The organism is Myxococcales bacterium, assembly GCA_016706225.1.
In the GTDB taxonomy this organism is placed as follows: domain Bacteria; phylum Myxococcota_A; class Polyangia; order Polyangiales; family Polyangiaceae; genus JADJKB01.
In genome coordinates this window covers 1148340-1161902 of sequence record JADJKB010000005.1, presented here as the reverse complement: position 1 = coordinate 1161902, position 13563 = coordinate 1148340, and the positions used below count along the sequence as shown (strand labels likewise).

Here is a 13563-nt window from a genome sequence, read left to right as displayed (position 1 = left end):
TCGGCGCGGAACGCGACGTTGGAGTAGGCTGATGGCATGTCGCGCGGACCACCGCCAGGGACCAGTGTCCAGCTGGGCAAGCTGATCGTCGGGGAGCAACTTGGCGTCGGGGGCTTTGGCGTCGTTCACGTGGCGACGCTCGAAGGAGTCAACCTCGAGTTTGCCGTCAAGTTCCTCAGCCCGAGCATCGGTAACGATGACATCGAAACGGCGACGAAGAGGTTCTTCCGGGAAGCGGAGGTGCTGTTTCGGCTTCGCCATCCTCACATCGTTCCGATTTACGGCGTTGGTGAACACGAAGGACGCCCGTACATCTTGATGGAGTACTTCACCGGAATGAACTTGGCGGCGGCGCGCCGCGTCGGCCAGCCCACGCCGGAAATCGTGCTCCCATTCATCGAGTACGTCGGCGACGCGCTCGCATATGCGCATCAGTGCGGAATCGTTCATCGGGACATCAAGCCGCAGAACCTCATGACCCTACGGGGCGACGCGAGAGTGTTGGACTTCGGAGTCGCTGCGCTCCTGGATCCGAAGGGCGAGCGCTTCACCAAGAGTAGCGATGCAGTTGCGGGTGATGCTTTCAGCGCGCCAGAGCTGACCGAAAATCCTCAGCTGTTGGATCCCAGATGCGACATCTACAGCCTGGGTGCCTGCTGGTACTGGCTGCTGACTGGGATGTCCCCCAGGGGCGTGAACTGGGAGTCCAACCTCCGCTCCAGCGTGACGATCTCGCAGTCCTATGAACGAGTGCTCCTGCGTTGCCTTGCTCAAGCAGACAAGCGGTACAGCTCGGCGACCGAGCTCGTGGAGGATGTGCGTGCGCTCCGGCGCGGTGACGCGCCATCGCAGTCTCCCCACGACTTGACGGACGACCAAGCGAGAGTACTGGGCGTGATCGTCGGCGCCTGCCCGACCAGCACGCATTCCGTCGCGCTCTACGCGATCGAACAAGAGATAGGCGGCCGCCAGACCAGGCTGAGGACGTCTCTTGCCCTCAGAGTGGCTTCTCCTGAGGGCACATGATCGAGGAACAAAAGGAGCAAAGCTACAACGATAGCGAACCGTTCTCGGTGTATCGGCCGCTGGATGCAGGCGCGGCGTGGGCCGAGCGAAACCTTGCACGGATCGAGGAGCTAATCCGCCCCACTGAAACGAAACAAGCGCTCGGGGGAGCGGACTCCGACGACATCCCATTCTGACAACCCGCACCCGCCGGGACCGCGAGCCGCGTCGATGTTAGGGAGCTGATTCGGCGGACCGATGACCAGTCTTGGCCCCCAATACTCCGGCGACGACGCGTTCAAGGCACGCGCCCGGCGTCACCAGTCTCGATTCCGGGTGGAGCAGCTCCGCTCGGCCGGGTATCGAGAGTACGGAAACCGGCTGACGACTGCGGATGCGATCGCGGGCAAGAACTTCTACGACTGGCCTGGAATGCTCACGTCGGTAGAGCAGCGCTACCGTAGAGCCGACACGCCGCTCTGGCACGACATGCTGCGGAGCGAGCACATCCCGTTCAACCTCTTCGTTCCCCTACGCGACCTGCCGTGGGCCCCGCGACTGTTCGCGCGGTGGCTTCGGCTGGATGTCGCCGAGTTGGTCAAGATAGCCATCGAGTGGGCGCCGGAACCCAAGGCCGAGTACCTGGCCGATAACACCTCGTTCGACGCCTACGTCGAGTGTGCGCTGGCCGACGGGCGCCGCGCGGCTCTCGGGATAGAGGTGAAGTACACCGAGGGCCCCTACGCCTGGGGCAAGACCGAACGCGCGCGGATGTTCGCCGAGAGCTCGCCGTACCACCGGATCCACGAGCGAGCTCAGCTCTACATCGAGGGCGCGCTCGACGCGCGCTCCGCACGCGCGAGCTGAAGCAGATCTGGCGGAATCAGCTATTGGGAGAGGCTCTCCGGATGAAACCCGGCACGGCGGTTGAGGAGTTCGTGTCCGTCCTGCTTTACCCCGAGGGCAACGAGCACTACGCGAAGGCGGCGAGCGCTCACTTGGAGCTCATCGTGCCGGACCGGCGAAGGACATTTCTGCCTGTGACCTTCGAGCGGTTCATCCAGGAATCCCGGGAGCTCGCCGGAGCGGACGCTGCGCCTCGGGGCTGGCTGGACTACCTTGAGCAGCGCTACCTGGTTCGCTGAGGGACTCCCCGGCGCTTTGTACGCGCCCGCGTCAGGTCTCCGCGATGACGGAAGCGCTGGCGAACGGAATCGCCGAGACCCGCGCGGCAAACGCCTCGGCGATCTGGGCCAGGTGAGCGTCAGCTCCGACCACGGTGAAGAACCGTGCGCGCGGAACCCGGCGCTGCGATTCCGCCCCGAGCACCGAAACACTCGTTCTCACGGTGAGCGGACTCCTGAACCCGGTCGATCGAAGTAGCGCATGCAGAGATTGGATCTGGGCTTCGTAGGAGCTCATTCGATGCGGAAACTTGATGAACACGAGGGCCCGGTTGTTCTGCCGCAGCTCAGCTAGGTCGTCGATCCGGGCATGCTTCTGCCAGTGCCGTCCAAGGCCGTTGTCAGGGTCGAGGAACACGAGGTCAGTGTCTGCGAGGGACAGACACATGCCGTGAACCCACTTGTCGCGTCCCCGCCTTGGAACAGGGTCTCGGTGAAACCGTGTGCCTGCCGGCCAGATGGGGAGCCGCTCGAGCGCAGCGACGGTCCGCTCCCGCAGGCGGGCGAGAGCGTGGTGCACGGTCGGGTCCAGCGCTTGCCAGCTCTTCTCCGCCCGGTGCTCAACGTGACGACCGTCGTTTCGGCCGTCGTGTCCTGGCGCGTAGTACCAGGCGACCGCTAATCTTCGACCGCCACTCCCGAAGGCGCGCAACAGCGAGAACTTGATCAAGTCCGAGAGGTCACCGGCGTATTGGTCTCGCATGAAGCTACGCCCGTTGCAGGCCGAGCCTTTAGGGCCGGAGCGACCCCTGACGGGATCCTACGTCAGCGTGCAGTTGCCCCTCGAGCCGGTTGCGTCGCTGGGCTCGCCGGCGGGCCCCAGTAGAAGAGCCGCCCCGCGGCATCCCGGCACCAGAAGCTCGCCCCGTCCCACCACAGCCACCCCCCCGGCACTCCCGGCGCCTGGACCCACTGCCGGGGCGCTGGGTGGGCGTTGGCCGGGGGCAGCGCGGCGATGGGTGGCTGGACCGGCTGCTGCCCCGAAACGTACTCCTTGCCCGCCTGGGTGATGCAGAAGCGCCCGTCCAGGCTCTCGACCAGCCTCCCGGCCCTGAGCCTGCCCAGCACCCCTGCCGCGGCCCGGATGACCTTGCCGCCGCGCATGCCGCCGCGGCGCACGGGCTTCTTCCACTCCTTCGAGTCGGCGTACGCCTTGCCCGCGAACTCGGCCGGGGTGCAGCCGCGCGTGCCGAAGGACGCGATGACCTTGAGGCGCTCCCTTGTGGTCGCCGGGCTCATCGCGCCTGCGTCCCGTTATGGCATCGCTCGCGCCGCGCCGTTGGTACTGCCGTAACCGCGTGTTTGGTAGCGCGCTTGGTACACCAAAGCGGCCACCTGAGGTGCACCAAACCGGGGTGCGCAGGACCACCAAACGCGGTGTGTTCAGGCGTGTTCTTCGCGAATCCAGACTCCAAGCTCGCATTCATGACGGTGATCCTCCGTGAAGATCACAGCCATTCTGGACAGCCTTCTTCGACCGAGCAAGCGCTCGTAGCCGTCACGCGCGAGAGGATCTCATGGTGAGTGCACGACGGACGGCGTGCTCCCGCGCCGATCACGGATCAGCTCACGGACCTCTGCGTTGATGAGCTTCACGGTGGCCACGCGGAAGACGCCGCGCGACACCGGCGCCACCTCGGCGCTCGCGGCCTTGCGCGCAGCAATGCGCGCTTCCTGGGTTTCCAGCGACGGTCACGATGGCATGGATCGAAGTACGGAAACACCTCGGGGTTGACCATGACCTTCTGATGGAACGCCTGCTGCCCGTGATCGACCATCAGGAGCAGCGCCACGCAGCGGGCTGTGCGCGGCGGATTCGCTAGGCGGACCTTGGCGGTCCGCTCGATTGCCATGCCGAGCTGTTGCAGCACCGCCCGCAGGTCCAGCGGCGACCGGCGGCCGCCCTGGGCCCGCGTTGCCGACGCGATGTCCATCATGACCGCCCCGCTAAGCATCCCGCGCCAGTGCAGGATCGAGCCGGCCGAGCCGACGATGTCCGGCGTGCGCGCGAAGTGCAGCATGCCGTCAGCGTCGGGGCCGACCTGCGCCGGCGTGTCGGGCGACGCGCCGAGCGGCATGGGTGAAGCTCACGGCCGGGCCGCCGCGCTCGGGGAAGTTCGTGAAGACCCACTGAAGCGCCCGGTGCTCGGCCTCGTTCAGCCAGGGGCAAACCGGTCCGTTGAGGCGCATTTTGGCAAGGCGATCGCCGTCGAAGCCGAGCTCATTGAGGAGCTCGCAGGCGAGCGCGCGCTCGGTCGTCAGGTCGTCCCGATCCATGTCGGAAATTCTGACGCGGCAGCCGTCGCTGGGCCAGGACGCGCAGCAACCCCGCGAGATCACTCCATGCTTGGGGGTTTGGCAAACGGCGAAGTGACCGGATTCGGCGCGGGCATCATGCGGTCCTGGAGACCCCACCATGAAGAGCATCGACGCCTCGACCCTCCGCCGTCTCGCCGTCCAAGCCGACGTAGATCCGCGAAGTCTGTTGCGACTGTATCACGGATATCCCGTCCGTGGCGCCGCCGGCCACCGCGCCCGCCGCGTGCTCATCGAGGCCGGCTACTTGTCGGGGCCGGCGACCACCGAGCAGCCGCTGGTCGAGCCCAAGAAGTGAGCGCCGATGTCCGCGGCGCGTCCCTACCTGACCACGGCAGAGGCCGCCCGATACCTCGGGTATCGGGACGGCTCCGCGCTGAGAAAGGCCAAATTGGAAGGCCGGATCCAGCCCGTGGGACGCCGCGGCGGCGGCGGGACGCTGATGTGGTCACGAAGCGATCTCGACGCCTTCCTGCGAGGCGAGGCCCCGCGTACTCTGGATCCGGAACGTCCAGGTGCGCCTCCACAGGGAGCCACCGATGGACAAAGTGAGATGGAAGAAGCAGTGGAACAGTTGGCTCGACCCGCGGCCGTGCTTGCCGGGGGTCTTTCGGAGGAAGGAGGGCGGATTCCTCGTTCGCCGGAGATTCCGCGACCCGCAGACGGGGAAAAGGAAAGAAGTTCGATTGACGCTGCCGCAGGTGACGGAGGCGCGCGTCGCCGAGAAGCTGCTCTGGGAGGAGGTCGGACACGCCTCGGGCGTGATCGAGCCGAGTCCTCGGACGCCGCTCTTCTGCGACTACGCCGTGTCCTTGCTCGAGCGAAAGATCATGACCGCTGAAATCAAGAGCGCCCAGGGGCGGCAGAAGTGGGGCTCCACTTTGGAGCACCACCTCATCCCGCGCTTCGGCGCCCTGCCCTTGAACGAGCTCAGGCGCCAGCACATCGAGAGCTGGCGCGCGGAGCTCGGCAAGAGGATCCACGAAGAGAACCTGTCTCCGAACACCGCGAACACGTGGCTCGCAGTCTTGCGCGTCATCGTGGGCTCGGCCGTGGCGGAGCTGGAGCTCGAGCGGAACCCGATGCTGGGCGTCAAACCGTTCGACACGAGCGAGTGGGAGACCTACTCGGAAGAAGAGCCGAATGCGCTCGAACCCGACGAGGTCCCTCTCTTTCTCGCGAAGATGCGAGCCCTCTTCCCGCAGTACTTCGCCATCACGGCCATCGGCATCGCGACGGGGTCACGCCCGTCGACGCTGCGTCCGCTGCGGCGGCGCGGCGGCAAGCCCGACGTGCTGTGGGACGACGGCGTGCTGCTGATCAGGCGCTCGCAGACGGTGGGCGAAGAGGTCATGAACACCACCAAGACCAAGCGCCACCAGAGGCTGAGCCTGCCCGACGAGCTGATGGAGATCCTCCGCTGGCACGTCGAGCAGCTCCCGGAAGGGCCCATGCAGGACTCGGACCTGCTCTTTCCCTCGACCGTGGGCGGCTTCTTGTCGCGCTCGGCCTTGGACAAGCCCTTCAGGGCCGTGGCGAAGGCCATGGGCCTCCAGAAGCGCGTCACGCCCCGGGCCATGCGCCGCACGTTCCAGGATCTGGCGCGCGCGGCGGAGGTCTCGGACGTGGTGACGCGGGCGGTGTCCGGTCACGCCACGGAGGCCATGCAGCGCCGCTACTCGACGGTCAGCGCCGACGAGATGCGGCTCAGCCTGGCCCGCGTGGTGTCGCTCGCGCAGTTCCGGCAAGTCCACAGCGGAACCCCAAACCCAGGTGCCCGGGGTATGCATCGGGGTATGCACAGGAGGCAAAACGAAAAACGCCGGCTGAGCGCTGAAGCTCAACCGGCGGATTTCACACTCGATCTTTCGGAGCGGGAGAAGGGATTCGAACCCTCGACGTCCACCTTGGCAAGGTGGCACTCTACCGCTGAGTTACTCCCGCGGAAGGGCGTGTAACTACCGCTCGGCCCGAAGCGTGTCAAGCGCGGGTTGGGGCCGCGGGGGAGCCTGCGGCGGGCGCTGGGCCGGTGCCGGAAAGGGCATTTTTTCAGGGGGATCCACGGACGACCTCGACGCTCGGTCCGCGGATGCGACCGGCCAGATCGACGTCCCGGGCCGGCCCCGGCAGGAGCGGGCGCCCTGAGCCGGTCAGGCCAAGCCACAACGTGAGGCGACCCGCATCGTAGCCCGCTGGCACCACGACCACGAGCTCGTCCTCCACCACATCACCCGGCCGCCATCGATACGTCGGGTACCGACCCCCTGCCGGATAGTGATCCGCCCTGAGCCGCTCGCGCCCGCTCTCATCCATGCCCACGACGCTCACCTGCAAATCCTCCGGCATGCGCGCGAGGCATTGCCAGTACAACACCACACGCAGTGCGTCGCCGGGGCTGACCACGACGCTCTCGACCCGATGCCCCGCGAAACGCAGCTTGCCGTCGATCACCACGTCGGCACGGATCGCGGTCGGCGGTAGCGACTGCACCACCGGACCGCCCTGCGCAATCGCCCGACTCGACGGCAACGCCTCCTCTCGCGCGAGCTCGAACAGTAGCGCCCGCACGTCGATGCTCGCGGAGGCCGCCAGCACCGCGATGGCCCGCGCACTCTGGCGCTCGACCCACAGCCCCGCGCGGAACCCAGGCGACGACCCGGCCTGCCAGAGCACGCCGCGAGCTGGGTCACTGCGCCAACCGATGACGACCTCGGTTCCATCACCGAGTGGACGACGCTGGTCGATGGCTGAGAAGATCGCCGCGCCGAGCAAACTTTGCCCCGGCACGAGCACGGCCTGCAACAGCCGCAAGAGATCGTTCAAGCTCGTGCGCTGCGCACCGACCGACAACATCGGCACGTCGAAGCGCGGAGCGACGCGCGCGCCGCGAGCGTCCCTCCCCTCGACCAGGCGATTGTCGTCGAACGCGGCGTCGCGCTCGAAGGTCGTGGTCGACAGCATGCCGAGGGGCGCGGCGATGCGATTCCTGCAGAGCCAGCCGATGGACCGCCCCTCACGCGTCGCGAGGGCGTGCCCGAGCAGCGCAATGCCGAGGTTCGAGGGCTGAAAGCGCGCACCGGGTGGCGTCTCGAGCTTGGCCTTCGCCAACAGCGCAGTGAGCGCAGCCTCGTCCCCGGCGACACGCTCGAGGTCGGGCACTGCGGGAAGACCCGAGGTGTGCAGCGCCAGCTGCCGAAGCGTGATCTCCCCCCCGCCATCGGCCGGCAGCTTCAGGCTCGGCGGCAGGAGCTCCTGCGCGGGGCCATCGAAGGCCGCACGCTTTCGGGCGACCATCTCAGCGAGCAGGACACCGACGAGGGTCTCGGCGAGCGAACCGAGCTCGAACAGCGCGTCCGCGTTCGGCGGATGCGGATCGTGATACGTCGTGCGCCCGAAGCCGAACACACTCGGGCGTCCGTCTCGCCAGATGCCAACGGCAACTCCGGCGTCGGGCGCGCTCGCCTGAAACGCCCGGACCCGCGCGGCGACGCGCTCGCGAAGCTCTTCCTCTGGCGTGGCTGCGTAGGGGTACGGCTTCGGCGGTTTGGCGTAACAGCCCGGCAGCGGGGCGGCGAGCGCCGCGGCACCGAGCAACCACCTGCGACGGGAGAGCACGGCACGACCTTCGACGGGCAAGCGAGAAGGGGCAAGGGGCAAAGCGCAAGGGGGAGGGGCAAAGCGCGAAGAGCAGAGAGGACGGGCAAGCGAGCGCGGCACCCGCTTCAGTCGTCGAGCAGCTCAGACGCGGCGAGGCTACGGAGGCCGCGGCGCACCACGTCCGTCTCGGTAATTCCAAGCTGATGGCTGAGACGAGCCAGGAGCTTCAGGTCTTCTTGTCGCAGCCGAAAGGCCTTCGTCAGGCTCGGCAACTTGTCTTTTCGACCCACGCGGGGCAGCCACTTTACGAGGTCCCGACCGGGGATGCCGCGAAAATCTTCGGGCGGCTCACCGCGTCGGAGCGCACGAACGGCCTGCGCCAGATCCGGGGGCAGCGCTCGGGCATCGACGAACAGCGCGGGCGCTTTCACGACCAGCGCCGGCAGCAGCTCCAACACTCGCGGCTCGAGCTTGCCAACCCACAGCGCGTCATCGATGGTGATCGCGCGCGTGTAGCGTTCGACCTCGAAGTTGGTCACGACCAGGCCCAAGGCACACAACCGGCCGAGCACTCGTGCGTAGCGAGGATCTCGCCGCCCGCGCTGAAGCTGCGCGAAGCGCCTCTTCGCGCGCGCCTGGAGCTCCGCTCCCGTCAGGCTCATGTGAACTGCTCCAGGTCCACACCGTACCGCTTCGCAAGGTCGAAGAACCGCGTCGATGCGCCCTTCGCCAGGTACTCCGTGATCAGTGGACGATTCTTCGCCGGGGCCTTCAGTGCCTTCGACACCAGGATTGCATCCGCATCGGCAACGAGCAGGGTGACGAGCTTGCCAGAGTAAAGCGCAGTGTATCGGGTCTCCCTCGGCATCCAGGCTTCGTGCCCGACGGGATCGAGCACCCTGCCGTTTTCTTCGAGCAAGCGTCGAAACTCCTGCTCGACCGCAAACTCATAGCTGGCGCGGACATCGACGTCCTTGGTGGCCGCCAGCTGCAAGGGCACGCCAGCCTCGAGCAAGGCGGCTTGCCCAACAACCTTGATTTCGGCGTGCGCGTAGGCCGGCAGGCCATCGCCCCGAAGCTCAGCGCTCCGCTCGATGAGCCAGTGGTCGAGCTGGCGTGCGATCGCGACCAACACGCAGACAAGGTAGCGCATTTCTGTGCATACGTCTTTGGAAACGACGTATATACGCTTTGATGGGGGCCCGCGGCGAATCCCGCGAGATCCGCGAGCTTACACCGCCCGCTCGACCAGGCGGACCAGGGTGCCCACGATCTGCCGAAGCTCCGCTTGCAGAGCCGGGTCGACACCCCGGATGTAGCCGAACGCCTCCGCGACCTCGAGGCACGCGAGGGTCTCGCGCGCGGAGCCGAGTGCAACATGGTACTTCGCCGCGCGACTGCGTCCCCTGGAGTACATGCCCTCCTCCAAGTTCAAACCGACACTGGCCGAGCACCGCCTGAGGTGCCGCCCGAGGTCACCGTCCTTGCGTTCCACGACCGCCAGCACCGGTCGCAGTCCCCGAATCACCCCCAGCACCACCGAATAGATCCTCAACATTCGCGTCTCTCTTCCTGCTCGTTCGGAGCGCTCGCGTCCCGCTGCCGCGCACAGCGCGGGTCAAGGCTGCGAGCGCAGCGAGCACCGCGGCGAAGCCGCGGCTCGGCCTTGACCCACGCGAGCACGGCGGCAAAATCAATTACCGAACGAGCAGTCCCCACCCGCTCCTCGCTCCCCACTGCTCGCTCCCCGCTCCTCGCTTCCCGGTTTTCCCCTTGCCCCTTGCCCCTTGCCCCTTGCGCTTTTCCCCTGCCCCTCTGCCCTCATCCCCGCGCCGCGCATGCGCGCTCCCCTCGCCGCCCCGCGCCGCCCCTCGCAAACACTCCTCCGCCCCGCGCCGCCCAGCGCGCCCGTTTCCGCGGTGCGAAAATCCTCCGCTGACGCGGCCGGCTCGGGCGGCCTACACCCGCTCGACGTCCACGACGCCGCTCACCTTGGTGAGGGCCTTCATCACGTTCTTCAGCTGGTTCAGGTCGCCCACGAAGAACGTGAAGATGTTGCACGCCCGGCCGTCGTCTTGCGCGCGGCAGTTCGCCTCGCTGATGTTGATCTTCTGGGCGCTGAAGGTCTGGCTCACGTTGGCCAAGATGCCGGGTTTGTTGCTGGTGGTGACCTTGAGTTGCACCGGGCGGTTGATCTTCGCCTTGCTGTCCCACGACACGTCGATGCGCCGCTCGGGATCGGTGTCGAACGCCTTCGCGCACTCCCGCCGATGGATGGTCACGCCCCGGCCGCGGGTGATGAAACCGATGATCGAGTCACCGGGGAGCGGGTTGCAGCATTTGGCGTACCGCACGAGCACATCGTCGACGCCGCTGACCTTGATGCCGCCGGTGTCCTTGCCGGTGACCTTGCGCACCAGCTGCTCGATGCGGCCCGTCTTCAGCTCCGGCGGCGGCTCCGTGCTGCCGGCAGGCGACTTGGCACGCAGCGTCGCAATGACATCTTCGGTCTCGAGCTTGCCGTAGCCAATGGTCAAGAGCAGCTCGTCCCAGGTGCCGGTCTTGTGCGCCTCCCAGAGCTTCCGCTGCTCGTCTTCGTTCTTCAGCAGGCGCGTGAGGCTCATGCCGGCCTCGCGCATCGCGCTGTCGAGCAGCTCGCGGCCGAGGTTGATGCTCTTTTCGCGCTGCTCGCTGCGCAGGAAGGTTCGCACGCGGTTGCGCGCGCGCGTTGTCACCGTGTAGTCGAGCCAGTCCTTGCTCGGGTGCTGCTGGGGCGACGTCATCACCTCGATCACGTCGCCGCTGCGCATCTTGTAACGCAGCGGGACAATCTGGCCATTGGCGCGGGCGCCAGAGCAGCGATTGCCGACCTCGGTGTGGATCGAGTACGCAAAATCGATTGGGGTCGAGCTGCGCGGGAACATGCGCACGTCGCCCTTGGGTGTGAAGACGTAGATCTCGTCCGGGAACAGATCGATCTTCACACTCTCGAGGAACTCCGCCGGGTCCTTGAGGTGACGCTGGAAATCCGCGAGCTCCCGCAGCCAGCCGAACTTCTCGGCGGCGCTCGGGTCGACCCCGCCGGAGATGCGCTCCTTGTACTTCCAGTGCGCCGCCACGCCGTGCTCGGCGACGCGGTTCATTTCGTGGGTGCGGATCTGAATTTCGATGCGCTGGCGGCCCGGTCCGATCACGGCCGTGTGCAGCGACTGGTACATGTTGGGTTTCGGCAGCGCGATGTAGTCCTTGAAGCGTCCCGGCACCGGCATCCACTTCGAGTGCATCACCCCGAGCACCGCGTAGCAGTCCGCCACGGACTCGACACAGATGCGGAACGCCAGGATGTCGTAGATCTGCTCGAAGTCGCTCTGCATCGACTTCATCTTCCGGTAGATCGAGTAGAGGTGTTTGGCGCGCCCGGTCACGTCGGCGCCGAAGCCGTGCTCGGCCAGCCGCGACGAGATGGTGCGACACACCCCCTCGATGTAACGCTCGCGCTCCTTCTTGGTCTTGGCGAGCTTCTGGCTGATGGCCTTGTAGCCGTCGTGGTCCAGGTACTGGAACGAGAGATCTTCCAGCTCGCTCTTGAGCAGCTGAATGCCGAGGCGGTTGGCCAGCGGCGCGTAGATCTCCAGCGTCTCGCGGGCGATGCGCTCCTGGCCCTCGGCGCTCATGTGCTGGAGCGTGCGCATGTTGTCGAGGCGGTCACACAGCTTCACCAGGAGCACACGGATGTCCTGGGCCATGGCCACGACCATCTTGCGGAAGCTCTCCGCCTGGCGGTCTTCTTTGCTGGTGAAGTTGATCTTGCCCAGCTTGGTGACCCCGTCGACCAGGTGCGCGACCTCGTCGCCGAACTCCCGGGCGATGTCTTCGCGGGTGGCGCCGGTGTCCTCGACCACGTCGTGCAGCAACCCCGCGCACACACTGGCGGTGTCCAGGCGCAGCTGCGTGATGATGTCGGCGACGCTGACCGGGTGGATGAAGTACGGATCCCCGCTCTTGCGCATCTGCTCGCGGTGGGCCCACTCGGAGTAGTGGTAGGCTTTCCGAATCAGATCGGTGTCGGCCGCGGGCTGGTAACCCTGCACTCGAGAGACGAGCTGTGAGACGTCGAGCACGGTGGCGAGAAAAAACTGCCAAGCGCTGAGCTTGGCCGCATGGAAGGTATCACTACGGCATGTCGCTCGCAAAACCCGGGCGTTTTCCAGGGCCTGCGCTGATCGGAACTCCAGAACAAGGACGCGCGAGCGCGGCGGATCAGCTCAGCTCACTCGGTGTGTACGTGCACTTCCCCTGGTGTCTCAAGAAGTGTCCGTACTGTGATTTCTTGAGCATCGCGGGCGTTCCGCAAGCCCTCCCCCACCAGGACTACGCCAGCGCCGTCATCGACGAGCTCGGGCGCCGGCGGCCGGAGCTGGGGCCGCGCCGGCTCGAGAGTGTATTTTTCGGAGGCGGAACCCCGAGTCTGTGGGAGCCGCGACAGCTCGGGCGGGTGCTGGGGAAAATCCGCGAGGCCTTCGAGGTGGCGGACGACGTCGAGATCACCGTCGAGTGCAACCCGACCAGCTTCGACCGCGAGCGAGCCCGGGCGCTGATTGATGAAGGCGTCAATCGCGTGAGCCTCGGGGTGCAGAGCTTGAACGCCGAGCGGCTGGCGTTCCTGGGTCGTTTGCACGACGTGCGCGGCGGGCTGCGCGCGGTCGAGGACGCCATCCTAGCCGGTGTGCCGCGGGTGTCGGCGGATTTGATCTTCGGTGTGCACGGCCAGAGCCCCGCGGAGGCCGCGGAGGAGAGCCGGACGGTCGCCGAGCTCGGGGTCGAGCATCTCTCGGCCTACGCGCTCACCATCGAGCCGAGCACCGAGTTCGGGCGGCGCGCAAAACAGCGCAGCCTGCCGCTCTTGCCGGACGACGTCGTTGCGGAGTCGTTCTTGGCGGTCGACGAGGCGCTCGGCAGACTGGGCTTCGAGCACTACGAGATCAGCAATTTTGCCCGCGCCGGAGCGCGCTCACGGCACAACGTCGGGTACTGGATCGGGCGCGAGTACCTGGGCCTCGGCACCGGAGCATGGGGCACCGTGAGCATGGGCGGGGAGCGTGTGCGGTATCGCAACACGCCGGCGGTGGAGCGGTATCTGTCGGAGAGCTGGGAGTCCGCCGAGCTCGGCCGCGCCTCGGCCCTCACTCCGGAACACGAGCCGATTGACGGCGAGACCGCGCTGGTCGAGCGCATCCTGCTCGGGCTTCGGCTGGCCGAAGGTCTCGATTTCGGTGCGGCGGCCAGGGAGCTCGGCGTCGAGGCCTGGACGCCGGAGCGACGGCGCGCTGTCGAGCGGTTGGTGGGGTGCGGACGGCTGGAGCAGAGTGGTGAGCGCCTGTGGATCCCGAAGGCGGCGTGGTTGTTCGCGGATGGGACGATCAGCGAGCTGATGTGAGGCTCGCGCTGGCGGGCACGCCGG

At 66.8% G+C, this 13563-nt stretch carries 18 protein-coding genes and 1 tRNA gene; 7 read left to right on the top strand and 12 right to left on the bottom strand.

The features are described from left to right. The first annotated feature begins 36 nt into the window (after positions 1-36). The 4 genes from IPI67_12820 to IPI67_12805 all read left to right on the top strand — a co-directional run bounded on the left by IPI67_12820 (position 37) and on the right by IPI67_12805 (position 2150). On the top strand, positions 37-1026 hold the full coding sequence (locus IPI67_12820; GenBank protein MBK7581082.1) for a serine/threonine protein kinase: 990 nt from the start codon (positions 37-39) through the stop codon (positions 1024-1026). Next, positions 1023-1202, top strand: coding sequence for a hypothetical protein (locus IPI67_12815; protein ID MBK7581081.1), 180 nt, complete (start codon positions 1023-1025; stop codon positions 1200-1202). The genes IPI67_12820 and IPI67_12815 overlap by 4 nt, the downstream gene beginning before the upstream one ends. Before the next feature lie 61 nt (positions 1203-1263). Beyond that, positions 1264-1872: a hypothetical protein gene (locus IPI67_12810; protein ID MBK7581080.1), complete on the top strand. Its 609-nt coding sequence runs from the start codon at positions 1264-1266 to the stop codon at positions 1870-1872. 41 nt (positions 1873-1913) lie between these two features. After that, a complete protein-coding gene (locus IPI67_12805; GenBank protein ID MBK7581079.1) occupies positions 1914-2150 on the top strand; it encodes a hypothetical protein in 237 nt (78 codons plus the stop codon). A gap of 31 nt (positions 2151-2181) precedes the next feature. Here IPI67_12805 and IPI67_12800 read toward each other — a convergent pair whose 3' ends face one another. The 4 genes from IPI67_12800 to IPI67_12785 form a co-directional block, all read right to left on the bottom strand. Continuing rightward, positions 2182-2892 carry a hypothetical protein gene (locus tag IPI67_12800; GenBank protein MBK7581078.1) on the bottom strand — a complete coding sequence of 237 codons (711 nt, stop codon included), beginning with the start codon at positions 2890-2892 and terminating at the stop codon, positions 2182-2184. A 62-nt stretch (positions 2893-2954) separates the two neighbouring features. After that, on the bottom strand, positions 2955-3428 hold the full coding sequence (locus IPI67_12795; protein ID MBK7581077.1) for a hypothetical protein: 474 nt from the start codon (positions 3426-3428) through the stop codon (positions 2955-2957). A gap of 353 nt (positions 3429-3781) precedes the next feature. Then, a complete protein-coding gene (locus IPI67_12790; protein ID MBK7581076.1) occupies positions 3782-4267 on the bottom strand; it encodes a hypothetical protein in 486 nt (161 codons plus the stop codon). Then, positions 4215-4466 carry a hypothetical protein gene (locus IPI67_12785; protein ID MBK7581075.1) on the bottom strand — a complete coding sequence of 84 codons (252 nt, stop codon included), beginning with the start codon at positions 4464-4466 and terminating at the stop codon, positions 4215-4217. Before IPI67_12785 ends, IPI67_12790 begins: the two co-directional genes overlap by 53 nt. A 139-nt stretch (positions 4467-4605) precedes the next feature. Here IPI67_12785 and IPI67_12780 point away from each other — a divergent pair, with 139 nt between their 5' ends. Continuing rightward, the gene (locus tag IPI67_12780) at positions 4606-4803 is read left to right on the top strand and encodes a hypothetical protein (GenBank protein MBK7581074.1); all 198 of its coding nucleotides are present in this window, start codon (positions 4606-4608) and stop codon (positions 4801-4803) included. 6 nt (positions 4804-4809) lie between these two features. Then, the gene (locus IPI67_12775) at positions 4810-5346 is read left to right on the top strand and encodes a helix-turn-helix domain-containing protein (GenBank protein MBK7581073.1); all 537 of its coding nucleotides are present in this window, start codon (positions 4810-4812) and stop codon (positions 5344-5346) included. Here IPI67_12775 and IPI67_12770 read toward each other — a convergent pair. From IPI67_12770 to IPI67_12735, 8 genes are all read right to left on the bottom strand, one after another. Then, positions 5305-5613, bottom strand: coding sequence for a hypothetical protein (locus tag IPI67_12770; protein MBK7581072.1), 309 nt, complete (start codon positions 5611-5613; stop codon positions 5305-5307). The genes IPI67_12775 and IPI67_12770 overlap by 42 nt on opposite strands. A gap of 15 nt (positions 5614-5628) precedes the next feature. Then, entirely contained in the window at positions 5629-6051 is a 423-nt protein-coding gene (locus IPI67_12765; GenBank protein ID MBK7581071.1) for a hypothetical protein, read from the bottom strand. A 326-nt stretch (positions 6052-6377) separates the two neighbouring features. Further along, positions 6378-6449 (bottom strand) — tRNA-Gly (locus tag IPI67_12760). 105 nt (positions 6450-6554) lie between these two features. Further along, complete coding sequence (locus IPI67_12755; protein MBK7581070.1) at positions 6555-8120, bottom strand: beta-lactamase family protein; 1566 nt, start codon at positions 8118-8120, stop codon at positions 6555-6557. A gap of 107 nt (positions 8121-8227) precedes the next feature. Further along, positions 8228-8764, bottom strand: coding sequence for a hypothetical protein (locus tag IPI67_12750; GenBank protein ID MBK7581069.1), 537 nt, complete (start codon positions 8762-8764; stop codon positions 8228-8230). Next, entirely contained in the window at positions 8761-9237 is a 477-nt protein-coding gene (locus IPI67_12745) for a hypothetical protein (protein ID MBK7581068.1), read from the bottom strand. The genes IPI67_12750 and IPI67_12745 overlap by 4 nt, the downstream gene beginning before the upstream one ends. A gap of 96 nt (positions 9238-9333) precedes the next feature. Next, complete coding sequence (locus IPI67_12740; GenBank protein MBK7581067.1) at positions 9334-9660, bottom strand: four helix bundle protein; 327 nt, start codon at positions 9658-9660, stop codon at positions 9334-9336. 400 nt (positions 9661-10060) lie between these two features. Then, entirely contained in the window at positions 10061-12223 is a 2163-nt protein-coding gene (locus tag IPI67_12735; GenBank protein MBK7581066.1) for a bifunctional (p)ppGpp synthetase/guanosine-3',5'-bis(diphosphate) 3'-pyrophosphohydrolase, read from the bottom strand. Between the two features lie 59 nt (positions 12224-12282). On the opposite strand from IPI67_12735, the gene hemW reads away from it, so the two are divergent. Continuing rightward, on the top strand, positions 12283-13539 hold the full coding sequence (gene hemW / locus IPI67_12730; protein ID MBK7581065.1) for a radical SAM family heme chaperone HemW: 1257 nt from the start codon (positions 12283-12285) through the stop codon (positions 13537-13539). Positions 13540-13563: the final 24 nt, after the last annotated feature.